This is a genomic window from Streptomyces sp. NPDC005141, from assembly GCF_053599975.1.
On the sequence record NZ_JBSFYW010000042.1, the window covers coordinates 1 to 23,907 of the forward strand.

Genomic DNA, 23,907 nt, shown 5'->3' on the forward strand with positions numbered 1-23,907 from the left:
CGGCGGTGTGGGGGGGCGACCCGCCCCCGCCCCCGGCAGGGGGCGCCCCCGCCCCCCTCACCCGTTTTGCCCCGGCGCAGGTGCCCGCCCCCCGCGGGGCGGGCCCCCCCCCGGGGGGGGGCGCCCCTTCTGCGTCCCACGAGCGCGTCCTCGCGCGTTCTCCATGGATGCCCGGGCTCGTCGTTTCACGTGAAACCCTCGTTTCACGTGAAACGGTCGGCCTACGTCAGCGCGTCGCGCCCGTGACGATCCAGCGGCCCGAGCGAGAGCGCAGCCACAAGGTCAGCATCCGCATCGTCATCATCAGCGTCATCGCCCCCCAGAGCGCGGTCAGTCCGCCACCGAGAAGGGGAACGAGCAGGGCGACGGGGGTGAAGACCGCCAACGTGAGCAGCATGGCCCAGGCCAGGTAGGGCCCGTCTCCCGCACCCATCAGGACGCCGTCCAGGACGAAGACGATCCCACAGATCGGCTGGGAGACGGCCACCAACACCAGAGCGGGCAGCGCCGCGTCCCGCACGCCAGAGTCGCTGCTGAACAGCGGAAGGAACAGGGGACGAGCCGCCAGGACCAGCAGACCGAGCACGACTCCGGTGACGACACCCCACTGCACCATGCGGCGGCATGCCTCACGGGCACCCTGGGCGTCGTCCGCGCCGAGATAGCGCCCGATGATGGCCTGTCCCGCGATGGCGATGGCGTCGAGCGCGAAGGCGAGCAGGCTCCACAGCGACAGGATGATCTGGTGGGCCGCCATATCGGCATCCCCGAGCCGGGCGGCGACGGCCGTGGCGATCAGAAGGATCGCGCGGAGCGACAGCGTACGGACGAGCAGTGGAGCTCCGGTCTGGGCACAAGCTCGTATCCCGGTGGCATCCGGCCGCAGGGAGGCGCCGTGGTTCCGAGCTCCGCGGATGACGACGTTCAGGTAGACGGCGGCCATGCTCCACTGAGCGATGACGGTGCCCCAGGCGGAGCCGGCGATCCCGAGATCGGCGCCGTAGACAAGGACGACGTTGAGAACCGCATTGGCGACGAAGCCTCCGACGGCGACGTACAGCGGGGTCTTCGTGTCCTGGAGTCCACGCAGCACTCCGGTGGCGGCCAGGACGACGAGCATGGCGGGAATGCCGAATGCCGAGATCCGCAGATAGGTCGTCGCGTACGGGGCCGCGGTGTCGGATGCGCCGAACAACTCCATGAGGGAGGGGGCCGTGGGCAGGGCGACGGCGATGACGGCCGCGCCGATGAGTAGAGCGAGCCAGATGCCGTCCATGCCCTGGCGGATCGCGGCGCGCAGGTCGCCGGCGCCGACTCGGCGGGCGACTGCGGCCGTAGTGGCATAGGCGAGGAAGACGAAGACTCCGACAGCTGTCATGAGGAGGGCCGAAGCGATGCCGAGCCCGGCCAGCTGAGCCGTACCGAGATGACCGACGATGGCGCTGTCGGCCATCACAAAAAGAGGCTCGGCGACGAGTGCGCCGAAGGCCGGAACGGCCAGCGCGACGATCTCTCGGTCGTGCCGGCGTCGGGCGGCCCTGGGCGCCGCGGGAGCCTGTGTCATGAGCACCAATCTAATCTTCCACAGGTAAGAGATGCAATGCGCGAAGGACCCTTACTCTCTGTTGGGTGGGGCGTGTCGCGGCACGCCGTTTGCAGCGATCTTGATTCGAGTGTGGAAGTTTTTCTTCTGCACAGCCGGTGGATGGGAAAATGCCAGGTCAGGGCGGATTGACCAGAAGAGGTGAGGGCTTGTTCACAGGGCTGTCCACCGGGTCGTGCACAGGTTTTGTGGAGTTCTCCACAGCATCGGGGCCGTCGTCCACATGGCCTGTGGATAACCAGATTGGCTGACGGTGCCCGCGGGCCTAACGTGGTGCGGCGCCCGTTCTCTCCTCCGTCCTCGGAAACCACGCAAAACCGACGCGTGAGAACCGGAGTTGGGCAGCTCAGTTGTCAGTGCCGTGCCGTAGAAATTAAGGGCACTGCTAGGTCCGCTCTGCGGACGGGAGGAGGTGGCTCGGTGACTATTTCCGAGCCCTTGGACGACCCCTGGGCGGACAGTGGGCCCAGTGATCGTCTGCCCTCGTCCCGCCGACGTGGGAGTGGCGGCCGCGGCCGCGACGAGCAGCACGACCGTGACCGGGACACCGGCTCATGGGAAAGCGGCGGCTCGTCCTTCGAACGGGTACCGCCCCAGGACCTCGATGCCGAGCAGTCCGTCCTCGGCGGCATGCTTCTGTCGAAGGACGCCATTGCCGACGTCGTCGAGGTGCTCAAGGGCCACGACTTCTACCGGCCGGCGCACGAGACGATCTACGGAGCGATCCTCGACCTGTACGCGAAGGGCGAGCCGGCCGACCCCATCACGGTCGCGGCCGAGCTCACCAAGCGGGGAGAGATCACCAAGGTCGGTGGCGCGCCCTATCTGCACACGCTTGTGCAGACAGTCCCGACCGCGGCGAACGCCGAGTACTACGCGGAGATCGTGCACGAGCGCGCGGTCCTGCGCCGCCTGGTCGAAGCGGGCACGCGCATCACGCAGATGGGATACGCGGCCGACGGCGACGTCGATGAGATCGTCAACAGCGCCCAGGCGGAGATCTACGCGGTCACCGAGCAGCGCACCACCGAGGACTATCTTCCGCTCGGCGACATCATGGAGGGCGCGCTCGACGAGATCGAGGCCATCGGATCGCGTTCGGGGGAGATGACCGGCGTACCGACCGGCTTCACCGACCTCGACTCGCTCACCAACGGTCTGCATCCCGGCCAGATGATCATCATCGCGGCTCGTCCCGCCATGGGTAAGTCGACCCTGGCCCTGGACTTCGCCCGAGCCTGCTCGATCAAGCACAACATGCCCAGCGTGATCTTCTCGCTCGAAATGGGCCGCAACGAGATCGCCATGCGCCTGCTGTCGGCCGAGGCGCGCGTGGCCCTGCACCACATGCGGTCCGGCACCATGACCGACGAGGACTGGACCCGGCTCGCCCGCCGTATGCCGGACGTCTCGGCCGCGCCCCTCTACATCGACGACTCCCCGAACCTGTCGATGATGGAGATCCGTGCCAAGTGCCGCCGCCTGAAGCAGCGCAGTGACCTGAAGCTCGTGGTCATCGACTACCTCCAGCTGATGCAGTCGGGCGGCAAGCGCTCCGAGAGCCGCCAGCAGGAGGTCTCCGACATGTCGCGAAACCTGAAGCTGCTGGCCAAGGAGCTGGAACTGCCGGTGATCGCGCTGTCGCAGCTCAACCGTGGCCCCGAGCAGCGCACGGACAAGAAGCCCATGGTCTCCGACCTGCGTGAGTCCGGCTCGATCGAGCAGGACGCGGACATGGTCATCCTGCTCCACCGCGAGGACGCCTACGAGAAGGAGTCCCCGCGTGCCGGCGAGGCCGACATCATCGTCGGCAAGCACCGTAACGGCCCGACGGCCACGATCACTGTGGCCTTCCAGGGGCACTACTCACGCTTCGTGGACATGGCACAGACCTGATCCGGCGCCCTGCGGGGCCGCTTCGGGTTAATCCGCTCGACGTTCGGTGGTGGGACGGGTGGACTGGTGTCATGACGACACCCCACGATGATCTCCTTCCCGGCACGCGCCGAGCCCTGCTGCACCGTATTGCCGTCGCGCAGAGCGAGGGGCGGGCGCCGTCACTCGTCGCGACGGTGGTCCGGGGCGGGAAGGCGGTGTGGAACGGGGCGCGGACCTCGGTGGACGGTCACGGGCCGGACGAGAACGTGCAGTACCGGATCGGCTCCATCACCAAGACCTTCACCGCCGTTCTCGTACTGCGGCTGCGTGACGAAGGCGTCCTGGACCTCGGTGACCCGCTGGAGAAGCATGTGCCCGGCACCGGTGCGGGGGAGGTCACCATCTCCCAACTGCTCGCGCACACCGGCGGATTGGCCGCCGAGTCGCCCGCGCCATGGTGGGAGCGCACACCAGGCTCGCTCCGTCCCGAACTGTCCGACGTACTGGGTGAGCAGCCGTTCCGGCATCCGGTCGGCCGTCGGCACCATTACTCGAACCCCGGCTACACGCTGCTCGGAGCGCTGGTCGAGGAGCTACGCGGTGCCCCCTGGGAAGAAGTGCTGCGCCGCGAGGTTCTGGAACCGCTCGGGCTGCACCGTACGAGTGGTCGCCCGCAGGCGCCGCACGCGGGGGGATGGGCGGTCCACCCCTGGGCGGACGCGATGATGCCCGAGCCCTCGGAGGACCTGGGGCGGATGGCTCCGGCCGGGCAGCTGTGGTCCACCACAGGGGACTTGGCCCGCTTCGCCGTCTTCCTCACCCAGGGCGACGACCGAGTGCTGAGCGCGGAGTCCGTGAGGGAGATGCGTGCGCCCGCCGCGCCGCCCGAGACCGCGGAGCTGGCTGCGGGGTCGTCCTACGGGCTCGCCCTGCAGATCGTGCACCGTGACGGCCGAACCCTCGTAGGACATGGGGGCTCCCTGCCGGGCTTCGTCGCCGGATTGGTGATCAGCGTGGAGGACGACGTGGCGGCGGTGGTGCTGTCCAACTGCACCTCAGGTCCGCCCGTGTTCACCGTCGCCGCCGATCTGGTGAGGATCGTCGCGGAGGCGGAGCCGCGGATTCCCGAACCCTGGCGTCCGATGACCGAAGTCGACCATGGTGTCTTGGAGTTGGCGGGTCAGTGGTACTGGGGGACTCAAGCCTTCGGGCTGCGGCTGCCGGCCGGTGGAGGGCTCGTTCTGGGCCCGCTCTCGGGTGTCGGTCGGGGTGCACGCTTCACGGCGAACGGGGACGGGACGTGGACGGGGCTCGACGGCTACTACGCGGGCGAGCTTCTGCGGCCCGTACTGCGGCCTGACGGCTCGGTGAGTCATCTGGACCTCGGGTCGTTCGTGTTTACGCGCCAGCCGTACGCCGAGGAGGCTCCTGTGCCCGGTGGCGTGGACCCTGAGGGCTGGCGAGGCATTCAGTAGGCGTCACCGGAGCCGGAGGCGGCGTGTTTCACGTGAAACACGCGTGCCTCCGGCCGGGCAGACGGAGAAGACCGCCCCCTGAACGTCGCTGAGGTGCGTCGCGGACGACAGGTACGGCCGGGAGCCGGGCGGTCAGCGGCCTGCATCAGAGCGGGAGTTTGAAGCCGACGTGTGATGCCTCGAAGCCGAGCCGCTCGTAGAAGCGATGTGCGTCGGTGCGGGAGGCGTCGGAGGTCAGCTGGACCAAGTGGCAGCCCTGGCGGCGGGACTCCTCGATCGCCCACTCGATGAGCTCCGTCCCGAGACCGCTGCCACGTTCGTCGGCGTGAATGCGTACGGCCTCGATGATGGAGCGCGTCGCCCCCTTGCGGGACAGCCCGGGAATCACGGTGAGCTGCAGGGTGCCGACAACGCGGTTCTCGCGTACGGCGACGACCAGGTGCTGGTTCGGGTCCTTGCTCAGGCGCTCCAGGGCGCCCACATACGGGGTCAGATCGTCGGGCGATTCCCGTTGGGCACCCAGGGGGTCGTCGGCGAGCATCGCGACAATGGCGGGCACGTCCTCTGCGACCGCGGCTCGTATCTCAAGATCTGCCATGAGCGCACCTTACGAGGGCACGCCTACCGCGGGCATGGGCTGCACGGGCACGCTCGCCGACTCCACGACCCGGACCAGGGGGGCCAGCTCAGGGTTCTCGGCCGCTTCGTCGAGAGCCTCGCGCAGGGCGGCGTCATTGGTGGGCCGCGCCTCGGCGAGGAGCTCCAGGCCGGCCTCGCTGACGTTCGTGTAGATGCCGCGGCGGTCGGTCGGGCAGAGATAGCGGGCGAGCAGCCCTCGGTCCTCAAGGCGGGTGACCAGCCGTGTGGTGGCGCTCTGGCTGAGGACGACCGCGTCCGCGACCTGCTTCATCTGGAGATGGCCGCCGTCGCCGTCGTGCTGCCGGCTGAGCACGTCGAGCAGGGAGTACTCGCGCACGCTGAGCCCGTGCCTTGCCTGCAGGGCCCGCTCGATGTGGGCCTCGATCCTCCCGTGCAGCAGGGAGAGTGCGCACCATCCCTGAGCGAGGGCGGTGAGCGCGGGGTCCGTGGCTGTCATGGCATTTCCTCCGTCCCGGAGCGGCTGAAACCCAGGATAGAGCACGGGCGCAATAGCCCACTGTTGCATATAACCCGCGTCTGCAACTATTGTGAGCGCAGGCAAAGCGCCCATGCAATCTTCTGGAAGGTGTACCTCCACCATGCCTCTCGCGCTTCTGGCCCTCGCGATCGGGGCCTTCGGAATCGGAACGACGGAGTTCGTGATCATGGGCGTCCTGCCCGAGGTCGCCGGAGACTTCGGCGTCTCCATCCCCACTGCCGGACTGCTGGTGACCGGCTATGCCCTCGGCGTGGTGATCGGCGCGCCGATCATGACCGCGCTCGGCACGAAGGTCTCCCGCAAGCGGATGCTCATGGTGCTGATGGGTCTGTTCGTCCTCGGCAATCTGATATCCGCCGTGGCCCCGGCCTTCTGGCTGATGTTCGTGGGCAGGGTGGTCGCCTCCCTCGCCCACGGTGCCTTCTTCGGCATCGGGTCGGTGGCCGCCGCCGAACTCGTCGCGCCCGAGAAGAAGGCCGGCGCCATCGCGATGATGTTCAGCGGGCTCACGATCGCCAATGTCGTCGGCGTCCCGCTGGGCACGCTGATCGGACAGTCCGCAGGCTGGCGCGTCACCTTCGCGGGTGTCGCCGCGCTCGGTGTCATCGGGCTGCTGGGCATCGCCAAGCTGGTGCCGGAGATGCCGAAGCCCGAGGGTGTGCACCTGCGCCACGAACTCGCCGCCTTCAAGAACGTCCAGGTCCTGCTCGCGATGGCGATGACGGTGCTCGGTTTCGGCGGTGTCTTCGCGGCCATCACCTACATCGCGCCGATGATGACGCACGTCGCGGGCTTCGCCGACGGATCGGTCACCTGGCTGCTGGTTCTCTTCGGCCTGGGCATGGTCGGCGGGAACCTGGTCGGCGGCAAGTTCGCCGACCGCGCGCTGATGCCGATGCTGTACGTGTCTCTGGGCGGCCTCGCCGTCGTGCTCGCCCTCTTCACCGTCACCGCGCACAACAAGATCCTGGCGGCCGTCACGATCGCCCTGATCGGCGCTCTCGGCTTCGCGACCGTGCCTCCGCTGCAGAAGCGCGTTCTCGACCAGGCGCACGGCGCGCCCACCCTGGCCTCGGCCGTGAACATCGGCGCCTTCAACCTCGGCAACGCCCTCTCGGCCTGGCTCGGCGGCATCGTCATCGCGGCGGGTCTCGGCTACACCGCCCCCAACTGGGTCGGTGCGGTTCTCGCCGCGAGCGCGCTCGTTCTGGCCGTCCTCTCGGCCGCTCTGGAGCGCCGCACGGCTCTGCCCGGCTCCGTGGTCGCCGGTGGCACCCCGGCCGAGCCGCGGACCGCCGTCCACCACTGACCGGAACCGGGCCCGGCGCGGGGCCAGGGCCGTCCCCGCATCGTCTCGACCCGGCACGTCCTCTACTCGAAACAGCACGCCCCCACAAGGAGAAACCCCTGATGAGCACCACCACCGCCGTTGCCCCCCTGACGATCGAGGACGCCGAGGTTCTCGTCACCGCGGCCCGTCGCGCCGCCGAAGCCGCCGGCGTTCGGATCAGCGCCACCGTCCTCGACGCGGGCGGCCACCTCCTCGCTTTCCGGCGCGACGACCAGGCTGTGCTGATCTCGGGAGAGACCAGCACGCGCAAGGCCTACACGGCACTCCAGTTGAACGCGGCAACCGCCGATCTCGTCGACGCGGTGCAGCCCGGTGGTCTCTTCCACACCCTGCCCACCGCGCTCGACCGCCCCCTGCTGTTCATCGCGGGCGGCGTGCCGGTCCACCGCGACGGCCGTCTGATCGGTGCGATCGGGATCGGTGGCGGCATGCCCGACCAGGACCACGGCTTCGCCGTCACCGCCGTAGCCTCGCTCGTCTGACGCTCGGCAGCCACCGCACCCGTCCGACGTAGGACAGCCCGCAAGCGCCGGTCTCCCACCGTGTCCGGGGGACCGGCGCTTCGTCTGTCGGCATGGCGGAGGTCTAGGCGGCGGCGACCGTCAGCGGCGCGAAGCGGCGAGTCCAGTCGCCGGGCAGTTCCGGGATCCCGTACGTCATGACCGAGTTGAAGGCGACGGAGGCAAGCCCGCGCTCCTTCAGCCAGGCCAGCAGCTCTTCGTGCCGCACGTCGATGTCGGTGCGCAACGGGCGGCGGGAGTGGGCGGCGAGCGAGGAGACGAGTGCCTTCGCCGTCTCCGTGTCCCGGGCGATCAGCGGGCCGACGACATGGTCGGTCATGTTGGGCCAGGCGGCGGCGTAGCCGATGATCCGGCCGTTCTCCTCGGCCACGCGCAGCTGGTCCGAGAAGGCGGGCAACCGCGTGATCATGTGGGTGCGGTCGGCGCCGAAGACCTCTTCGTCCAGTCGGAGGACGGTGGCGAGGTCCTCCGCCGTGGCAGGGCGGGTGAAGACCTCGGGCTCAGGGCCACCAGCACTGAACACCCCACGGAACATCTCGGCCCGGCCGGTGACCTTGAATCCCAACTCCTCGTAGAGCGGGCGCCCGTACACGGTCGCGTGCAGGGTCAGCGGGATGCTGCCCATGTCCTCGACGACGTGTCGCATCAGATGACGGCCGACACCCTGGCGGGAATGCCGTTCGGCGACGAGAACCATGCCGATAGCACCCAGCTCGGGGCGGTCGCGGGGTCCGTATTCGGTCACCACGCAGGCGGTGACGAGACCGCCGGCGGGGTCGTCGATGCCGTATCCGACCCCTGCGGCGAGCAGCAGGCCCCACTTGTGTTCCTCACGGGGCCAGCCCCGGTCTTCGGACAAGTCGGCGCAGGCGGCGAGGTCGCGAGGCGTCAGACGACGAACGGGCAGTGCGGTGAGGGAAGGTGTCGACACGCACGTCAGGCTGTCTGACATGGGCCGCTGCCGTCCACCGCTTTCGAGGCAGCCCTACTCTCTTTTGGCCATGCTCTGCGCTGCCCCACAGTGAGCGGACAGCAAGCGAGCGGACAGCAACGGACAGCTGTTTCACGTGAAACCTCGACCTCTGAACGTCGCCTGCCCCAGTACCCTCGGCGGACATGGCGAGACTTCATCTCTTCGACCTCGACGGGACGTTGCTCCACGGCAGCACCGCACCGTTGGAGATCTCCCGGCAGCTCGGGCTGGAAGCGGAGACCATGGCGCTCGAGAAGGCCATTTCCGCGGGGCTCATAGGGCCTCCCGAGTACGCGACGGGGGTGCACGCCCTGTGGGCGGAACTCACCGAGGCGCATGTGACGGCGGCTTTCGACGGAGCGCCATGGATGTCCGGCATCGAAGACGTCTGGAGGGAGATCCGGGAAAGCGGTGACTACTGCGCCGTTGTTTCGTTGTCGCCCTCGTTCTTTGTGGAGCGTCTGATGTCGTGGGGAGCGCACGCGGCCCATGGCTCGCGCTTTCCCACCGTGCCGTTCGCGGAGCCGATGGACCCGGCGGGCGTACTCAGTGCCGCGGCAAAGGTGCAGATCGCGGACCGGCTCTGTGAAGAGTTCGGGGTGGGTCGGGCCGACTGTGTCGCTTATGGCGACTCCCTCTCGGACAAGGACCTTTTCGGTGCTGTGCCGGTGTCCGTCGCGGTCAATGCGGACCGGCATCTGTGCGGCCTGGCCACACACTCCTACGTGGGACGGGACCTGTGGGCTGCCTATGAATTGGTGTGCACAGCAAGGTAATTGAGGAAATCGGCAGGTCAGTGCCGCCCTCATTCGCCCTGAGAGAAGAGGGTACTTGTGCCGAGAGCTACTGCCGGTATGGTCGACTCCGGTTCCCGCCCGCCGAGATGTGTACTCGTCCCGCCGACGCGGGCTACCGGCAACGCAGGCCAAAGCAGCGTAACGGGACGGAGAGATCGAAGACCCACGTTTTCCGTTATGAGGCCGGGCGTTGACCCGGAGTGGGATGCTCGGCGAGAGCGCTGCGGCCAATGTCACATTCTCGCCTTACTTGTCCGTACGGGGCGGGAATCCGGCTTCAATGCGGCCGCATTGGGCCGACGGGACTGAACCGGGAAAGAGAGCAAGCCGTCTGCGGGGGAACGCAGGCATCCTCCGACCACGGAGGTGCGCAGACCGACCGAAAGATGCTCGAGGCGAGGCAGACCATGGACGCTCCGACCACCACGTCGGCCGACAACGGCACTTCAGGCGGAAACGGCGGGGGCGGCTGGTTCACGCCGCACAAGGAGCCGCCGACTCCCAGCGGTGACCAGGGACCATCGGACGGCCGTCGACTGGCCGCGTTGCGCCCGGTGGGCCGGTCCGCAGCAACGCAGGGGGAACCCGGGCAAACCGTCCCCGAGCAAGCGGCCCCCGGGCAGGGAACACCCCAGCAGGAACGAATATCCCCGGTCGCCGAAGCGCCCAAGGCCTCTCGGCACTTCGAGCCGGAGCCCGCCCACGAAGCCGTGCGACCGCAGTCGGGCCCCGGGCCGGCGGAGTTCGGCTCTCCGCGGCCCTCACAGGCCTCCGCGCCCCAGTACAGGCCCCCGCCGCCCCACCACGGCTCTCCGGGGCCCGAGGCCCGCCCTGAGCCGCTTGTGACGGGCCGGCCGCCGGACTCCGGCCCCAAGGCCTCTCCCGACGCCGTGCTGATCCGCCGGACAATGGCCGAGGTCGGTGACATCGCCGACAAGGTCACCTCCTACTTCTACGCGCTGCTCTTCGTGCGCCACCCGGAGCTGCGCTCTCTGTTTCCCGCCGCGATGGACACCCAGCGGGACCGGTTGCTCAAGGCGCTGCTGACCGCCGCGGAACACATCGACAACACCGAGGTCCTTGTCGCGTATCTGCAGAACCTCGGCCGGGGACACCGCAAGTACGGCACCCGGCCGGAGCACTACCCGGCCGTCGGTGAGTGCCTCATCGGCTCGCTCAGCCGGTACGCCTCGGCGATCTGGGACGCCGAGACGGAGGCGGCCTGGGTGCGCACGTACACGACCATCTCCCAGGTCATGATCGACGCGGCTGCCGCCGACGAGCTGCGTGCTCCGGCCTGGTGGTACGCCGAAGTGGTGTCCCACGACCTGAGGACGCCGGACGTCGCTGTCGTCACGGTCCGGCCCGACCAGCCGTACCCGTTCCTGGCCGGGCAGTACACAAGCCTTGAAACACCGTGGTGGCCACGGATCTGGCGGCACTACTCCTTTGCCTCGGCGCCCCGCTCGGACGGGCTGTTGACGTTCCATGTCAAGGCGGTTCCGGCGGGCTGGGTCTCCAACGCGCTGGTGCACCGCGCCCGGCCCGGCGATGTCATCCGGCTCGGACCGCCGTCCGGCTCCATGACCGTCGACCACACCACCGACAGCGGCCTGCTCTGTCTGGGCGGCGGCACCGGCATTGCACCCATCAAGGCCCTGGTCGAGGACGTCGCCGAACACGGGGAGCGCCGACCCGTCGAGGTCTTCTACGGGGCTCGCACCGATCACGACCTCTACGACATCGACACCATGCTGCGGCTCCAGCAGAGCCACCCCTGGCTCGCGGTACGCCCCGTCGTCGATCAGCAGGCCCATCTCCAGCTGCCGGACGTCGTACGCGAGTACGGGCCGTGGAACGAGTTCGATGCGTATCTCTCGGGGCCGCCCGGCATGATCCGCAGCGGTGTCGACACCCTCAGGGACATAGGCATCCCGTCGGACCGGATCCGCCACGACTCGGTGGAAGAACTCGTCGCGGCCGGCAGCTGACCCGCGGCGGCTTCTCCCGGCGTCAGCCCAGGTCAGGTGCGTGCATGGCCCGTACGCCCTCGATGTTGCCGTCGAGATAGTGCCTCAGCGAGAGCGGTACGAGGTGGACGGAGGCGATCCCGACCCGGGTGAACGGGACGCGGACGATCTCGTACTCACCACACGGCTCGTCCACCTCGGGGCCGTGCCGCAGGGCAGGGTCCATGGACTCCAGCCGGCAGACGAAGAAGTGCTGGACCTTCACACCGGTCGCGCCGCCGTCGTCGCCGATGTGCTCGACGGTGTCGACGAAGCAGGGCACCACATCGATGACCTTGGCTCCGAGCTCCTCGTGCACCTCACGATGGAGTGCTTCGACGACAGTCGTGTCCTCCGGTTCGACCCCGCCACCCGGTGTGAGCCAGTAGGGATCGACGCCGGGCTTGGTGCGCTTGATCAAGATCAGGTCGTCACCATCGAGCAGAACGGCGCGGGCGGTGCGCTTGACCACGGGTCGGACGGTCATGGGAGAAATGTGGCCCGGCTGGTTCCACGTGAAACATCACCCGGCCGGGATTCCGTGTGAAACGCCCTGGAGCCCGTCCTGAAGGCTCCGAGAAGTCGGGGGACGGCCATCGCCCGAACCGTCGGCCTTCGACCGCAGCGGTAGGCACTGCTCCTTGGTCTCGGTTCCGGCCGGCGCCGATCTCAGCTCCAGTCGGCGGCCGCTCGCAGCAGCCATTCGTGCGCCCTGGCGATGTGCGGCATCGCGAGCGTTCCGGTCCGGACGACAAGGAAGTACGTACGCAACGGGGGCACCGCGGGGTCGAGGAGCGCCACGACGTCTCCGCGTTCGATGGCATCGGAACAGAGGTATTTGGGTAGGACAGCGAGCCCGGCGCCCGCGGAGGCACAGGCGAGGACCGCCCGCAGATCCGGGACGACGACCGTGCCGGAGGCGGCCGGGCGGCAGTCGAAGACCGAGGCCCAGTAGCGGGCGACGAGCGGCAGCGACTCGTGGACCTCGACGATGGGGACGTCCTCGAGCGCGTGGGCGCCCTTCCGGCGGAGTTTGCCGGGGCCGACTTCGGCGGCCCAGCGCGGAGAGGCGACCAGGACGTGCTCTTCGTCGCAGAGCGGAGTCGCGGTGAGGAGCGCACCGCGTGGGCGGGCCGTCGTCATGGCCAGATCATGATGCCCGGCGGCGAGTCCCTCCAGCGTCTCCTCCGCATTGCCGAAGGAGGCGCGCAGCGCGAAGCCCTGGCCGTCGTCGCCGGTCAGCTCCGTGAGAGCGGGCAGTGCGCGCTCCGCGGTGAACTCCGGCGGCCCCGCGAGATGCAGGGTGCGAAGAGAAGAGTCCTCGTCGAGACCGGTCTCGGCTATCTCCACGAGGGCGTCGAGGTGCGGCGCCGCCTTGTGGGCCAGCTCGTCGCCGATGGTAGTAGGGGTCACCCCGCGCGCCTGGCGCAGAAACAGGGGCCGTCCCAGTTGCCTCTCCAATGTGCGGATCTGCGAGGTGACGGCCGGCTGTGAGAGTCCGAGCAGCGCGGCAGCACGAGTGAAGGAACCGGCCCGGTGCACAGTCACAAAAGTGCGCAGCAAGGCCAAGTCCATGGTGCCCCTCCCCTTTCAGCACCCCCGCGCGAGCCCCAACTATAAATAAGTCGATAGGTCTCTGTCGCTACGGTGATTGGACACTGACACAGAGTCAACTAGCCTTGTCTGCGCGGTTCTTCGCGCGCGGAACCGGGACGGTCCGAGCCACGAGGGGGGAGGCTCGGACCGTCCGTTGTACGTAGCGGGGTACTCATCCCGCTGCCATGCCGCCCTACTCCGCGGAGGCGTCGAGGGCCCGCAGCACGTCTGCCACCAGGTCCTCGGGATCTTCGGCGCCGGCGGAGAAGCGGATGAAGCCTTCCGGGACCGCATCCCCGCCCCAACGGCCGCGCCGCTCGGCCGTGGACCGCACCCCGCCGAAGCTGGTGGCGTCGTCCACCAGGCGCAGCGCGCCGAGGAAGCGCTCGGCACGCGCGCGCGTGGGCAGAGTGAAGGACACCACGCATCCGAAGCGACGCATCTGCTGCGATGCGATCTTGTGCGACGGGTCGTCGGGCAGCCCGGGGTAGCGCAGCCCCGTCACCTCGGGCCGTTCCCGCAGGGCCTCGGCGATCGTCCTGGCGTTGGCGGTCTGCCGGTCGGCCCGCAGCTGGAGAGTGGCGAGCGAACGGTGAGCCAGCCAGGCCTCCATCGGGCCGGGGATGGCACCGACGACCTTCCGCCAGCGTCGTACGGGAGCCATCAGCGCGGCGTCCCGCCCGGTGACGTACCCAAGGAGGATGTCGCCGTGCCCGGTGAGCATCTTGGTGCCGCTGGCCACGGAGAAGTCGGCACCCAGCTCCAGCGGGCGCTGTCCGAGCGGGGTCGCCAGCGTGTTGTCGACGGCGACGAGCGTGCCCTGCGCGTGTGCGGCAGCGACGAGGCGTCGCAGGTCGCAGACGTCGAGACCCGGGTTGGACGGTGTCTCGATCCACAGCAGCTTCGCGCCGTCGAGTACCTCCAGCTGGGCATCGCCGGCGGTGGGCGCGGTGCGGACCTCGATGCCGTACGCGGTCAGCTGCTCGCGCACCAGCGGCAGCACCTGGTAGCCGTCGTCGGGCAGGACGACGATGTCGCCGGAGCGCAGTTGGGAGAAGAGCACCGCGGAGATGGCGGCCATGCCCGAGGGGAAGGAGAGCGTTTCCACGGAGTCCTGTCCGGGCGCTTCCAGCTCGCCGATGGCGCGTTCCAGGAGTGTCCAGGTCGGGTTCTCGTCACGGCCGTAGGTGTACGGGCCGGTGGGTTCACCGGGGAGATGGAAGTGCGCGGCGAAGACCGGGCCGGGAAGGGTCGGCTCGTACTTGACGGGCTCGGGCAGCCCGGCGCGCACCGCGCGGGTGCCGTCTCCCCGCACCGTCCCGCGCGTGTCCTCGCTCCGACCTGCCGGGCCCGCTCCCTCACCGCTCGCCGTGTCGAAAGCCCCTGACGTCATGCCGTTCGTCCTTCCACTTGCTCTCGTACCGCGGCGAGCAATCCGGGGCTCGCCGCCTCCACCATCTCAAGACATTCCTCGAAGCCGTCCATATGTCCGTAATACGGATCGGGGACTTCCAGATCGTCGTTCGCGGTTGGGTCGTACGAGCGCAGCAGCCGGACCTTCGCCGCGTCCTCGGCCGTGGTCGCGAGGCGGCGCAGGGCCTTGAGATGGCCGGTGTCCAGGGCGATGACGAGATCGAGACGGGAGAACCACGAGGCCTGGAACTGCCGGGCCGCGTGATCGCTCTCGTAGCCGCCCGCCTCCAGCACGGCGACGGCGCGCTCGTCCGCTCCGTCGCCCTCGTGCCAGCCGCCCGTCCCCGCGCTGTCGACCTCGACCAACTCGTCGAGTCCTGCTTCCGTCACTTGGGCGCGGAAGACGGACTCGGCCATCGGCGAGCGGCAGATGTTGCCGGTGCAGACGAAGCAGACGCGATAGGGCATGAGCTCTCTCAGTCGTTGTCGCCGTCGGGAAGGACGACATTGAGCGCCCAGGAGACGACGGAGATGATCAGGCCGCCCAGGACGGCGGTCCAGAAGCCCTCCACATGGAAGCTCAAGTCGAGTTTGTCGGCGAGCCAGGAGGTGAGCAGCAGCATCAAGGCGTTCACCACAAGGGTGATCAGGCCGAGCGTGAGGATGAAGAGCGGGAAGGTCAGTACCTTCACGATCGGCTTGACCAGGAAGTTCACCAGTCCGAAGACCAGTGCGACGAGAACGAGCGTGCCTATCTTCTTGCCCGTGCTGTCGCCCGTGAGGGTGATCTTGTCGAGCAGCCAGACGGCGACGGCCAGGGCCCCCGCGTTGGCGAGCGTCTTGACTACGAAATTCTTCATGTGTCTGATCGTGACAGAGAGATCGACTGGCAAGAAGGGGCTGTGGACACAGCCTGTGGTGCACGAGAGCGGACGAGGGCGATGAAGGCATTCCGGCTGGATGAACTGGAGGCGGAGCGCGCCGCCAACGACGGCGCCTACCTGCAGTTTCTGCGGGAGCGGAACATGTCGGTCGGGCTGTACGCGCTCGACGCGGGCGGGTTCGACCCGCAGAAGCCGCACGCACAGGACGAGGTGTACTTCGTGGTGAGCGGACGTGCGTCGATCACGGTCGGCCTGGAGACCACCCAGGTGGCGCGGGGCAGCGTCGTGTACGTACCCGCCGGGGTCGCCCACAAGTTCCACCACATCACGGAGGATCTGCGTGTCCTGGTGGTGTTCTCTCCGCCCGAGAGCTGACCTGCGTCTCAGGGTTCCCTAGGGGGACGGTCAGGGGAGGACAAGGGGTGCGCGGCCACCGTACGGCCCCTCTTCGACCTAGCATCGGATGCACGACATAAGAGAACCCGGAAGCAGTGTCCCGGTGTTGGGGCCACGGGCGAGGAGAGGTAAGGACAGGGCGATGCGAGAGATCTTCAACGGGATGCCGTGGTGGGTGAAGTGGGTCGCGGTGCCGGTCATCGCCCTGGTGGTGTTCGGCGGCCTGATAGCGAGCGTCGTCGGCTTCGTCATCGCCCTGCTCTTCAAGCTGCTCGTCTTCGTCGCGCTGGTCGGCGGGCTGATCTACATCGTGCGGAAGTTCATGTCGAGTTCGTCCTCGCGCAGCGACTGGTGAGGCGCGAGAGGGTGAGCGGAAGGTAACGGCGAAGGGGGAAAGGGAACCCAAGGTTCCCTCGGGCGAGGGAAGTTTTCCGGCGAGGCCGTATGCCAGCGGTGACTGGCGGTTAAAGTCCGGAATTCGACGCGGGGGTCGACCCCGCGGGCAGCGCACAGCCCCCTCCCGTGTTTCCCCGCACGGGCGGTCCTCCTCGCGCTTCGGGAGTGCCCCTTGGCCACGGTTGACACCGCACCCGCACCATCAATCGCTCCGCCCTTCCGGCGATCGGGCATGCCCGCGGCGGCACGCGTTCCACCGGTCCAGCCGCGCACCTCGCCGGGAGAGCCGCCTCTTTCACGCCCCTCGCCGGGCGAGCCGGCGAAACCGCGTACTCCGACGGCGGAGACACCCGCGCGGCGCGCCCTGCCGGCGGACGGGCTCACCGGGCGCACACAGCCGTCGGTGACCCGCGGTCCGCGCTCTCCGGCCCCTGGGGCGGCACGGCTCGCCCGCACCTCTCCGGCGGAGCCCGAAGCCACCCCGCTGGATTCCCACTCCACCACGTTGATCGGCTCGGTGCAGCGGGCGATGCGCCTGCTGGAGGCCGTCGCCTCGCGGGAGCAGGGGGCACCCGCCAAACAGCTGGCCCGGGAGGCGGGTCTCGCGCTGCCGACGGCGTACCACCTGCTGCGCACCCTCGTTCACGAGGGCTATCTGCGCAGGGACAGAGGGCTGTTCTACCTCGGTGAGGCCGCCGAGCGGCTGAGTAGCAGCGGAGCCCAGCAGAAACGTCGCAGCACGGTGAGTGACACGCTCGCGCACTGGCGCGATGCGATCGGGGCGCCCGTGTACTACGCGGTCTACCGCGAGGGCGAGATCGAGGTCATGTGCGTCGCCGACACCCCGGCGAATCCCGCGGTCGAGGAGTGGGCCGACTTCCGGGAGACCGGACACGCCCACGCGATCGGCCAGTGTCTGCTGTCCCAGCTGGACGACAAGTCCCGGCGGGACCACCTCGATCGCTACCCGGTGCAGTCGATCACCCCGTACACGGTGCGTGACAAGGACCGTCTGCTGCGGCGCCTGGAACGGACCGGGCGGATGGAACCGGTGATCGAGCGGCAGGAGTACGCGCTGGGCGCGGTCTGTGCCGCGATCCCGATCACCGCGGGCAGTACCGCCGCGGCCATGGCCATTTCCTTTCCGTCCCATCAGGTCGATCGACTGCTGCCCGCGGCACACAAGTTGCAGAGCGAAATCGGCAGGCTGCTAGGGACACTCGCCATCTCTATCAGTATCTGAAAACTCACTCCTTGTGATCTGTCGTGCACGTTGAGCAAGATTTCCAGCAGTGTCAGGGGACGATTCCTGGCCGGTCGATGGCAAACGACGGGGTAGGCGATGCGCGAGTCGGTGCAGGCAGAGGTCATGATGAGCTTCCTCGTGTCCGAGGAGCTGTCCTTCCGCATCCCGGTGGAGCTGCGATACGAGACCTGTGATCCGTACGCGGTGCGGTTGACCTTCCACTTGCCCGGAGACGCGCCCGTGACCTGGGCGTTCGGGCGGGAGCTGCTGATCGACGGGGTGGGCAGGCCGTGTGGTGACGGTGATGTGCACATCGCTCCGGCCGACCCGGAGGCGTTCGGCGAGGTGCTGATCCGGCTTCAGGTCGGGGGAGATCACGCCCTGTTCCGGTCCGGAGCCGCGCCGCTCGTCGCGTTCCTCGACCGCACGGACAAACTGGTGCCGCTCGGGCAGGAGCGCTCCCTCGCCGGTTTCGACACATCTCTCGACGAAGCGCTCGACCGCATCCTGGCGGAGGAGCAGAGCGCGGGCTGAAACCCCGTCACCTCCGAGCGGAGTAACGCTTCCTCAACAGGGGCGTCTGTGCCGGATGGTTTCGGCACTTCCGACGACGGTTCAGTGCTTGCGGCGGCGGCCCTTCCCGCTCCGTGCCGGCGTTCTGGCACCCGCGGGCTCGACAGGGCCCGTCGCGGCCCCTTCACGGTCGGCGGCGACCACGAGGGCGGCCAGCGCGGTCGTCACCGGTACCGCGGCGACCAGGCCGATCGAGCCGACCAGGGTGCGCACGATCTCCTCGGCGACCAGTTCGCTGTTGGCCACGGTGCCCACGCTGCTCTGCGCGATCGAGAAGAGCAGCAGCAGCGGCAGCGCGGCACCCGCGTAGGCGAGGACGAGCGTGTTGACGACCGACGCGATGTGGTCGCGGCCGATCCGGATGCCCGCGCGGTAGAGGCCACGCCAGCCCATCGTGGGGTTGGCCTCGTGCAGTTCCCACACCGCGGACGTCTGCGTCACCGTCACATCGTCGAGAACACCGAGCGAACCGATGAGGACTCCGGCCAGCAGCAGACCGCTCATGTCGATGGACGGGTACAGGCCGTGGATCAGACCGGTGTTGTCGTCCGTGTTGCCGGTCAGCACGGCCCAGTCGATGAAGACCGAGCCGAGAATGCCGATCAGCACGAGTGAGAGCAGAGTGCCCACCACCGCCACGGATGTCCGGGCGGACAGACCATGGCACATGTAGAGAGCGATCAGCATGATGGCGCTGGACCCGACGACGGCCACGACCAACGGGTTCGAGCCCTGCAGGATCGCGGGCAGGATGAAGAAGTTCAGGATCATGAAGCTGATGGCCAGGGCGATCAGTGCCATGACGCCGCGCATCCGGCCGATCACCACGACGACCACGGCGAAGATCCCGGCGAGCAGCGTCAGGGGGAGCTTCCGGTTCGCGTCTGTGACCGAGTACTGGAGATCCTTGGGGGCGGAGGGTTCATACGCGACGACGACCTTCTCGCCCTGGTGCAACTGCCGTGACTGGTCCGGCTGAACGATCTCCGTGAACGTGCGGCCCTTGTCCTTGCCGGTGTCGATCCGGATCGTGGCCTTCTTGCATTCACCCGTCGCCTGCTGCTGGGCGGAGGAGCCCTCGGCGGTGGAGGTGTCGCCCGTCGGGGTCTCCCCCGAGGCGTTCACGGACTTGCAGCCCACCTGGTCGATCTTGGTGACCGTCGCCTGCTGGCTCTGCCGGTCGAAGCCGACACCGGTTCGCTCGTGGGCGGGGGCGCCGCCGGGCCACAGCACCACGAGACCCACCGCGACCGCGGCCGCGAACGGGATCAGTACCGCGGCGATGACCTTGCGCAGGTGCTTGGAGACCGGCGCGGCGGGACCGTGACTGTGCGAGTGCCCGTGCCCGCCGCCCGAACCCCCACCGTGCCCGCCGCCCGGGCCCGGCCCGTGTTCGCCGCCACGACCGTCGTGACCGCCGTCCGGTCCGGAACCGTGCCCACCACCCGGCCCGTGCTCATGTCCATGGCCGTTGCCGGAACCGTGTCCATGTCCGTGTCCGTAGCCGTCGTCGGAGCCCGGACGGCGCGGAGGCTCGGACGGTGGGAACGGGGATCGCTGGGGTGTTGTCACCGACCGATCATCGCAAGAACGACAAGGGCCCTCTGTTCACCGCGCCAAATATGACGCTAGCGTGGAGGCACCTTTGCACACGCGGGAGCTCGGAGCACCGGGCTGAGAGGGCGCTGACCTCCGTCTTCGCGATGTTTCACATGAAACATCGACGAACGGAATCCGCTGCGTCGACCGCTGAACCTGTTACCGGGTAATGCCGGCGTAGGGAGTAGGTCTCATGACCAACAAGGATGTACGCACGCCTGCCTTCAGCCAGACGGACGGGGCTTCTTCACCGTCGCTGAACGGCGAGGCCGGGAAGTCCATCGGCTGGCACAAGGCGTACGTCGGGGGTACGCGTCCCGATCTGCGGGTGCCGGTTCGTCAGGTGCACCTGACCAACGGGCAGTCCGTAACGCTGTACGACACCTCCGGCCCGTACACCGATCCGACCATCGACACCGATGTACGCAGGGGGCTCGCGCCGCTGCGCGAGAACTGGATCATCGCCCGCGGAGACACCGAGGAGTACGCGGGCCGTCCCGCCCGCCCAGAGGACGACGGGATCAAGCACACGTCCCCGCGCGGGGGACTGCGCAACCTGGACGCGGTCTTCCCGGGGCGGCCGCGTCAGCCGAGGCGGGGGCGCCTCGGGCAGGCGGTCACCCAGCTCGCCTACGCGCGGCGTGGCGAGATCACGCCCGAGATGGAGTTCGTGGCGGTCCGGGAGAACGTCGACCCCGAAGTCGTACGCGAGGAGATCGCCGCCGGCCGCGCGGTGCTGCCCGCCAACGTCAACCATCCGGAGATCGAGCCGATGATCATCGGCAAGCGGTTCCTGGTGAAGGTCAACGCCAACATCGGCAACTCCGCGGTCACGTCCTCCATCGAGGAGGAGGTCGAGAAGATGACCTGGGCGACCCGCTGGGGCGCCGACACGGTCATGGACCTGTCGACCGGTCGCAACATCCACACCACGCGCGAGTGGGTGCTGCGCAACTCCCCCGTCCCCATCGGCACGGTGCCGCTCTACCAGGCGCTGGAGAAGGTCGACGGTCGTGCCGAGGAGCTGACCTGGGAGATCTACAAGGACACGGTCATCGAGCAGGCCGAACAGGGCGTGGACTACATGACGGTGCACGCGGGCGTGCGCCTGGCGTACGTGCCGCTCACCGCGAACCGCAAGACCGGCATCGTCTCGCGCGGCGGCTCGATCATGGCGGCCTGGTGCCTCGCGCACCACCAGGAGTCGTTCCTGTACGAGAACTTCGAGGAACTCTGCGAGATCCTCGCCGCCTACGACGTCACCTACTCGCTCGGCGACGGACTGCGGCCCGGCTCCATCGCGGACGCCAACGACGCCGCACAGTTCGCGGAGTTGAGGACGCTCGGGGAACTCAACACCATCGCGAAGCGTTTTCAAGTGCAGACGATGATCGAAGGCCCGGGACATGTCCCGATGCACAAGATCAAGGAGAACATCGACCTTCAGCAGGAGATCTGTGATGAAGCTCCGTTCTATACGCTCGGCCCGCTGACGACGGACGTCGCGCCTGCGTACGACCACATCACTTCCGGCATCGGTGCCGCGATGATCGCCTGGTGGGGCACGGCCATGCTCTGCTACGTCACGCCGAAGGAGCACCTGGGCCTGCCCAACCGTGACGACGTCAAGACCGGTGTCATCACCTACAAGATCGCTGCCCATGCGGCCGACCTCGCCAAGGGGCACCCAGGTGCACAGGACTGGGACGACGCGCTCTCCGACGCCCGCTTCGAGTTCCGGTGGGAGGACCAGTTCAACCTGGCTCTCGATCCGGACACGGCACGGGAGTTCCATGACGAGACACTGCCGGCCGAGCCCGCCAAGACGGCCCACTTCTGCTCCATGTGCGGGCCGAAGTTCTGCTCGATGAAGATCAGCCAGAGCATCAACGAGCGGTTCGGCGGTGACGCGGCCGAAGGCGCTTCCGCGGCGGAGATCTCCGAAGGCATGCTTCAGAAGTCCCGGGAGTTCGCGGAGGCGGGCAACCGCGTGTACCTGCCGTTGGCCGACTGAGCTGCTCCACGGGGGCGCGGTCCGGGGCACGGAACGCCCGGACCGTCGCCCTCGGCCCGCCCGGTCACGCCGCGGTGTCCTGTGGGTACCAGCGCAGTTCCACCGTGTTGCCGTCCGGGTCCTGGACGTACACCGAGCTGGCGGTGCCCCGCGCCCCGAAGCGCGCGACCGGCCCCTGAAGCACAGTGAAGGATCCCGACGCGATGACCTCGTCCCAGTCCAGCGGTTCCACGGTGAGACAGATGTGGTCGACGTTGGACTCCCCTCGGGGGCCGTCCACCAGGTCGATGATGGTTTCCGCGGTGATCCGCACCGACGGGAACGGGACCTGGCCGGCTCGCCACTCGGCAAGGCGTACGGGTGCCAGTCCGAGAAGCCCGGTGTAGAAGCCCAGGGACCGTTCGACGTCCTCGACGTTGAGGACCAGGTGGTCGAAGGCCTTCACGCGCATCGAGGTCACTTCGTCTCCAGGGCGACGGCGAGGCGAAGCCACTCACCGAACAGGACGGGGTCGACGTCGTCGGTACGACTGAGCTTCACCGAGGCCATCCGGCGGGCTCCGGCGACCAGTCGGCCCGATGGATCGGCCACCTCCTGGCCGCGCCAGAAGCCGAAGGTGACGTGGGACGTGTAGCCCTTGAGCAGGCAGATCGGGGTCTGACCGGGCTTGTCCCCGAGGCTCCAGGTGGGATGGCCGTGCCATATCGCACCGGAGCCGTCGGGGAGGGCGGAGTCGATGACGGGGCGGATCTTCTCGCCGATGTCGCGGAGGGGGCCGTCGAGCCCGTTCAGGTAGGAGGTGATGTCCGAGGCGTTCATGTGGGTCCCGTTCAGGAGGGGGGTGGTGGGTGGCACCGAGCACCAACGTGCCTGTGTGCCTGTGCACCGTGCGTCTTGGGGCGCTCGGTTGTCCGAGGGGTTCGTTCCGGTCCCTCCGAGGGGCCGGTTGGACGCCTTCTACGATCCGCCGCGGGACACAAGCCATCAAGGCAGGATCGACGTACGACCGTTGAGCCAGATTTAACGCCGGGGGTTTCATGCTGGAGCGGCTGGAGATCGAGTCCTTCCTGACGCTGGCCGAGGAAATGCACTTCGGCCGGACCGCAGAGCGGTTGCTCATCACGACCGGGCGGGTCAGCCAGGTGATCAAGAAGCTTGAACGCAGGGTCGGCGGGCCGCTGTTCGAACGCAACAGCCGTTCCGTCCGGCTCACTCCGATCGGCCGGCAACTGGCGGACGACCTGGTGCCGCTGGTCGCCGCGATGGAGACGGCGTTGCGAAGGGCTGCCGATGCCAGTCGTGGGGTCACTGGAGAGCTCCGGGTCGCCTTCCTCGGTGAGTGGACGGCACCAGCACTGCTCAGGGCGGTCGGCCTGTTCGGTGAGCGGCACCCCGACTGCCGGGTCGACGTGCGGGAGGTTCAGCTGTCCAACTCCCGGGCGAGTCTGGTGGACGGCTCGATCGATCTCCTCCTCGCCTCGTTTCCCTTCGACGGGATGGCCTGCGGGCCGGCGCTGCTGCGGGAGAGACGGGTACTGGCCGTGGCGGCCGGTCATCCGCTCGCCGGCGAGGAGCGGGTCTCTGTCGAAGTTCTCGCGGAGCACCCCGTGGTGCAGTACCCGGAGGTGACCTCGGCGGGGTTCAAACGGGAGCGCACACCGGATCGCACTCCTTCGGGCAGGCCCGTTCCGAAGGGCCCGGTCGGCGGGTCGTTCTCCGAGATGCTGACGCTGGTCGCGATGGGCCGCGGTGTCCTGCCGGTCGGGGAGCACTCCCGCCAGTACTACCCCCGACCCGACGTCGCGTACGTGCCTCTTCACGACGCGCAGCCGATCGAACGAGGACTGGTGTGGAGGGAGGGCAACACCAATGAGCGGGTGCGCGAGTTCGTACGGGCCGCGACGGACGCGACCGGCTCCCCCTGAAGCGGAGCCGAGACCCGAGACCAGAGCCAGGAGCCGGGTGCCTGGTGCCTGGTGCCGAGAACCGGGTGCCAGGAGCCGGGAGCTGTCAGGAGCCCGAAGCCGTTTGCCGGGTCTCCGGCT

Annotated in this window: 24 protein-coding genes; 12 read left to right on the plus strand and 12 right to left on the minus strand. The window is 68.5% G+C overall.

Annotated features, from left to right (window positions below; genetic code table 11):
- Window positions 1-226: 226 nt before the first annotated feature.
- Window positions 227-1,564, minus strand: coding sequence for an MATE family efflux transporter (locus ACWD68_RS28005; RefSeq protein ID WP_451809228.1), 1,338 nt, complete (start codon window positions 1,562-1,564; stop codon window positions 227-229).
- Between the two features lie 459 nt (window positions 1,565-2,023).
- Between ACWD68_RS28005 and dnaB the strand changes: the two genes are divergently transcribed.
- Window positions 2,024-3,499, plus strand: coding sequence for a replicative DNA helicase (gene dnaB / locus ACWD68_RS28010; protein ID WP_451809229.1), 1,476 nt, complete (start codon window positions 2,024-2,026; stop codon window positions 3,497-3,499).
- A gap of 71 nt (window positions 3,500-3,570) precedes the next feature.
- The gene (locus ACWD68_RS28015) at window positions 3,571-4,956 is read left to right on the plus strand and encodes a serine hydrolase domain-containing protein (RefSeq protein WP_451809230.1); all 1,386 of its coding nucleotides are present in this window, start codon (window positions 3,571-3,573) and stop codon (window positions 4,954-4,956) included.
- 145 nt (window positions 4,957-5,101) lie between these two features.
- On the opposite strand, the gene ACWD68_RS28020 is transcribed toward ACWD68_RS28015, so the two are convergent.
- Together ACWD68_RS28020 and ACWD68_RS28025 are read right to left on the minus strand one after the other, a co-directional pair.
- Window positions 5,102-5,554 (minus strand): N-acetyltransferase family protein, encoded by a 453-nt coding sequence (locus tag ACWD68_RS28020; protein WP_451809231.1) that lies wholly within the window; start codon window positions 5,552-5,554, stop codon window positions 5,102-5,104.
- 9 nt (window positions 5,555-5,563) lie between these two features.
- Complete coding sequence (locus tag ACWD68_RS28025) at window positions 5,564-6,052, minus strand: MarR family winged helix-turn-helix transcriptional regulator (protein WP_451809232.1); 489 nt, start codon at window positions 6,050-6,052, stop codon at window positions 5,564-5,566.
- A gap of 142 nt (window positions 6,053-6,194) precedes the next feature.
- On the opposite strand from ACWD68_RS28025, the gene ACWD68_RS28030 reads away from it, so the two are divergent.
- Window positions 6,195-7,403, plus strand: coding sequence for an MFS transporter (locus tag ACWD68_RS28030; protein ID WP_451809233.1), 1,209 nt, complete (start codon window positions 6,195-6,197; stop codon window positions 7,401-7,403).
- 101 nt (window positions 7,404-7,504) lie between these two features.
- Window positions 7,505-7,927, plus strand: coding sequence for a GlcG/HbpS family heme-binding protein (locus ACWD68_RS28035; RefSeq protein ID WP_356464960.1), 423 nt, complete (start codon window positions 7,505-7,507; stop codon window positions 7,925-7,927).
- Between the two features lie 103 nt (window positions 7,928-8,030).
- Here ACWD68_RS28035 and ACWD68_RS28040 read toward each other — a convergent pair whose 3' ends face one another.
- Complete coding sequence (locus ACWD68_RS28040; protein ID WP_451809234.1) at window positions 8,031-8,897, minus strand: GNAT family N-acetyltransferase; 867 nt, start codon at window positions 8,895-8,897, stop codon at window positions 8,031-8,033.
- Between the two features lie 185 nt (window positions 8,898-9,082).
- On the opposite strand from ACWD68_RS28040, the gene ACWD68_RS28045 reads away from it, so the two are divergent.
- Both ACWD68_RS28045 and ACWD68_RS28050 read left to right on the plus strand, forming a co-directional pair.
- On the plus strand, window positions 9,083-9,715 hold the full coding sequence (locus ACWD68_RS28045; RefSeq protein WP_451809235.1) for an HAD family hydrolase: 633 nt from the start codon (window positions 9,083-9,085) through the stop codon (window positions 9,713-9,715).
- 407 nt (window positions 9,716-10,122) lie between these two features.
- A complete protein-coding gene (locus ACWD68_RS28050) occupies window positions 10,123-11,727 on the plus strand; it encodes a globin domain-containing protein (protein ID WP_451809236.1) in 1,605 nt (534 codons plus the stop codon).
- Between the two features lie 22 nt (window positions 11,728-11,749).
- Here the strand turns inward: ACWD68_RS28050 and ACWD68_RS28055 are convergent, their stop codons facing one another.
- The 5 genes from ACWD68_RS28055 to ACWD68_RS28075 all read right to left on the minus strand — a co-directional run bounded on the left by ACWD68_RS28055 (window position 11,750) and on the right by ACWD68_RS28075 (window position 15,614).
- Window positions 11,750-12,232, minus strand: coding sequence for an NUDIX domain-containing protein (locus ACWD68_RS28055; protein WP_451809237.1), 483 nt, complete (start codon window positions 12,230-12,232; stop codon window positions 11,750-11,752).
- A 182-nt stretch (window positions 12,233-12,414) separates the two neighbouring features.
- Entirely contained in the window at window positions 12,415-13,320 is a 906-nt protein-coding gene (locus ACWD68_RS28060; RefSeq protein WP_451809238.1) for a LysR family transcriptional regulator, read from the minus strand.
- 214 nt (window positions 13,321-13,534) lie between these two features.
- Window positions 13,535-14,734 carry a cystathionine gamma-lyase gene (locus ACWD68_RS28065; protein WP_451809239.1) on the minus strand — a complete coding sequence of 400 codons (1,200 nt, stop codon included), beginning with the start codon at window positions 14,732-14,734 and terminating at the stop codon, window positions 13,535-13,537.
- On the minus strand, window positions 14,731-15,222 hold the full coding sequence (locus tag ACWD68_RS28070; protein WP_451809240.1) for a low molecular weight protein-tyrosine-phosphatase: 492 nt from the start codon (window positions 15,220-15,222) through the stop codon (window positions 14,731-14,733). Before ACWD68_RS28070 ends, ACWD68_RS28065 begins: the two co-directional genes overlap by 4 nt.
- Window positions 15,223-15,230: 8 nt before the next feature.
- Window positions 15,231-15,614: a phage holin family protein gene (locus tag ACWD68_RS28075; RefSeq protein ID WP_451809241.1), complete on the minus strand. Its 384-nt coding sequence runs from the start codon at window positions 15,612-15,614 to the stop codon at window positions 15,231-15,233.
- An 81-nt stretch (window positions 15,615-15,695) separates the two neighbouring features.
- Between ACWD68_RS28075 and ACWD68_RS28080 the strand changes: the two genes are divergently transcribed.
- The 4 genes from ACWD68_RS28080 (at window position 15,696) to ACWD68_RS28095 (ending at window position 18,210) form a co-directional block, all read left to right on the plus strand.
- The gene (locus ACWD68_RS28080; protein WP_451809242.1) at window positions 15,696-16,013 is read left to right on the plus strand and encodes a cupin domain-containing protein; all 318 of its coding nucleotides are present in this window, start codon (window positions 15,696-15,698) and stop codon (window positions 16,011-16,013) included.
- A gap of 163 nt (window positions 16,014-16,176) precedes the next feature.
- The gene (locus tag ACWD68_RS28085; RefSeq protein WP_351536064.1) at window positions 16,177-16,389 is read left to right on the plus strand and encodes a DUF5326 family protein; all 213 of its coding nucleotides are present in this window, start codon (window positions 16,177-16,179) and stop codon (window positions 16,387-16,389) included.
- 558 nt (window positions 16,390-16,947) lie between these two features.
- Window positions 16,948-17,673 (plus strand): IclR family transcriptional regulator, encoded by a 726-nt coding sequence (locus tag ACWD68_RS28090; RefSeq protein WP_451809290.1) that lies wholly within the window; start codon window positions 16,948-16,950, stop codon window positions 17,671-17,673.
- A gap of 99 nt (window positions 17,674-17,772) precedes the next feature.
- Window positions 17,773-18,210, plus strand: coding sequence for an SsgA family sporulation/cell division regulator (locus ACWD68_RS28095; RefSeq protein WP_266760541.1), 438 nt, complete (start codon window positions 17,773-17,775; stop codon window positions 18,208-18,210).
- Between the two features lie 81 nt (window positions 18,211-18,291).
- Here the strand turns inward: ACWD68_RS28095 and ACWD68_RS28100 are convergent, their stop codons facing one another.
- Window positions 18,292-19,821, minus strand: coding sequence for a YibE/F family protein (locus ACWD68_RS28100; protein WP_451809243.1), 1,530 nt, complete (start codon window positions 19,819-19,821; stop codon window positions 18,292-18,294).
- Window positions 19,822-20,041: 220 nt separating this feature from the next.
- Here ACWD68_RS28100 and thiC point away from each other — a divergent pair, with 220 nt between their 5' ends.
- Window positions 20,042-21,862, plus strand: coding sequence for a phosphomethylpyrimidine synthase ThiC (gene thiC, locus ACWD68_RS28105; RefSeq protein ID WP_451809244.1), 1,821 nt, complete (start codon window positions 20,042-20,044; stop codon window positions 21,860-21,862).
- Between the two features lie 64 nt (window positions 21,863-21,926).
- Here the strand turns inward: thiC and ACWD68_RS28110 are convergent, their stop codons facing one another.
- Window positions 21,927-22,313 carry a VOC family protein gene (locus tag ACWD68_RS28110; RefSeq protein WP_451809291.1) on the minus strand — a complete coding sequence of 129 codons (387 nt, stop codon included), beginning with the start codon at window positions 22,311-22,313 and terminating at the stop codon, window positions 21,927-21,929.
- Between the two features lie 5 nt (window positions 22,314-22,318).
- Window positions 22,319-22,717, minus strand: a complete 399-nt coding sequence (locus tag ACWD68_RS28115; protein WP_451809245.1) for a DUF1801 domain-containing protein — start codon at window positions 22,715-22,717, stop codon at window positions 22,319-22,321.
- Window positions 22,718-22,899: 182 nt separating this feature from the next.
- Here ACWD68_RS28115 and ACWD68_RS28120 point away from each other — a divergent pair, with 182 nt between their 5' ends.
- Window positions 22,900-23,787: a LysR family transcriptional regulator gene (locus tag ACWD68_RS28120; RefSeq protein ID WP_451809246.1), complete on the plus strand. Its 888-nt coding sequence runs from the start codon at window positions 22,900-22,902 to the stop codon at window positions 23,785-23,787.
- Window positions 23,788-23,907: the final 120 nt, after the last annotated feature.

Bases quoted from the DNA above. Each gene is read 5' to 3' on its own strand.
- ACWD68_RS28005 (WP_451809228.1), bottom strand. From the start codon at position 1,564: ATGACACAGGCTCCCGCGGCGCCCAGGGCCGCCCGACGCCGGCACGAC.
- ACWD68_RS28055 (WP_451809237.1), bottom strand. From the start codon at position 12,232: ATGACCGTCCGACCCGTGGTCAAGCGCACCGCCCGCGCCGTTCTGCTC.
- ACWD68_RS28060 (WP_451809238.1), bottom strand. From the start codon at position 13,320: ATGGACTTGGCCTTGCTGCGCACTTTTGTGACTGTGCACCGGGCCGGT.
- ACWD68_RS28120 (WP_451809246.1), top strand. From the start codon at position 22,900: ATGCTGGAGCGGCTGGAGATCGAGTCCTTCCTGACGCTGGCCGAGGAA.
- ACWD68_RS28095 (WP_266760541.1), top strand. From the start codon at position 17,773: ATGCGCGAGTCGGTGCAGGCAGAGGTCATGATGAGCTTCCTCGTGTCC.
- ACWD68_RS28085 (WP_351536064.1), top strand. From the start codon at position 16,177: ATGCGAGAGATCTTCAACGGGATGCCGTGGTGGGTGAAGTGGGTCGCG.
- ACWD68_RS28045 (WP_451809235.1), top strand. From the start codon at position 9,083: ATGGCGAGACTTCATCTCTTCGACCTCGACGGGACGTTGCTCCACGGC.
- ACWD68_RS28015 (WP_451809230.1), top strand. From the start codon at position 3,571: ATGACGACACCCCACGATGATCTCCTTCCCGGCACGCGCCGAGCCCTG.
- ACWD68_RS28035 (WP_356464960.1), top strand. From the start codon at position 7,505: ATGAGCACCACCACCGCCGTTGCCCCCCTGACGATCGAGGACGCCGAG.
- ACWD68_RS28080 (WP_451809242.1), top strand. From the start codon at position 15,696: ATGAAGGCATTCCGGCTGGATGAACTGGAGGCGGAGCGCGCCGCCAAC.
- ACWD68_RS28025 (WP_451809232.1), bottom strand. From the start codon at position 6,052: ATGACAGCCACGGACCCCGCGCTCACCGCCCTCGCTCAGGGATGGTGC.
- ACWD68_RS28030 (WP_451809233.1), top strand. From the start codon at position 6,195: ATGCCTCTCGCGCTTCTGGCCCTCGCGATCGGGGCCTTCGGAATCGGA.
- ACWD68_RS28020 (WP_451809231.1), bottom strand. From the start codon at position 5,554: ATGGCAGATCTTGAGATACGAGCCGCGGTCGCAGAGGACGTGCCCGCC.
- ACWD68_RS28065 (WP_451809239.1), bottom strand. From the start codon at position 14,734: ATGACGTCAGGGGCTTTCGACACGGCGAGCGGTGAGGGAGCGGGCCCG.
- ACWD68_RS28075 (WP_451809241.1), bottom strand. From the start codon at position 15,614: ATGAAGAATTTCGTAGTCAAGACGCTCGCCAACGCGGGGGCCCTGGCC.
- ACWD68_RS28050 (WP_451809236.1), top strand. From the start codon at position 10,123: ATGCTCGAGGCGAGGCAGACCATGGACGCTCCGACCACCACGTCGGCC.
- thiC (WP_451809244.1), top strand. From the start codon at position 20,042: ATGACCAACAAGGATGTACGCACGCCTGCCTTCAGCCAGACGGACGGG.
- ACWD68_RS28110 (WP_451809291.1), bottom strand. From the start codon at position 22,313: ATGCGCGTGAAGGCCTTCGACCACCTGGTCCTCAACGTCGAGGACGTC.
- ACWD68_RS28070 (WP_451809240.1), bottom strand. From the start codon at position 15,222: ATGCCCTATCGCGTCTGCTTCGTCTGCACCGGCAACATCTGCCGCTCG.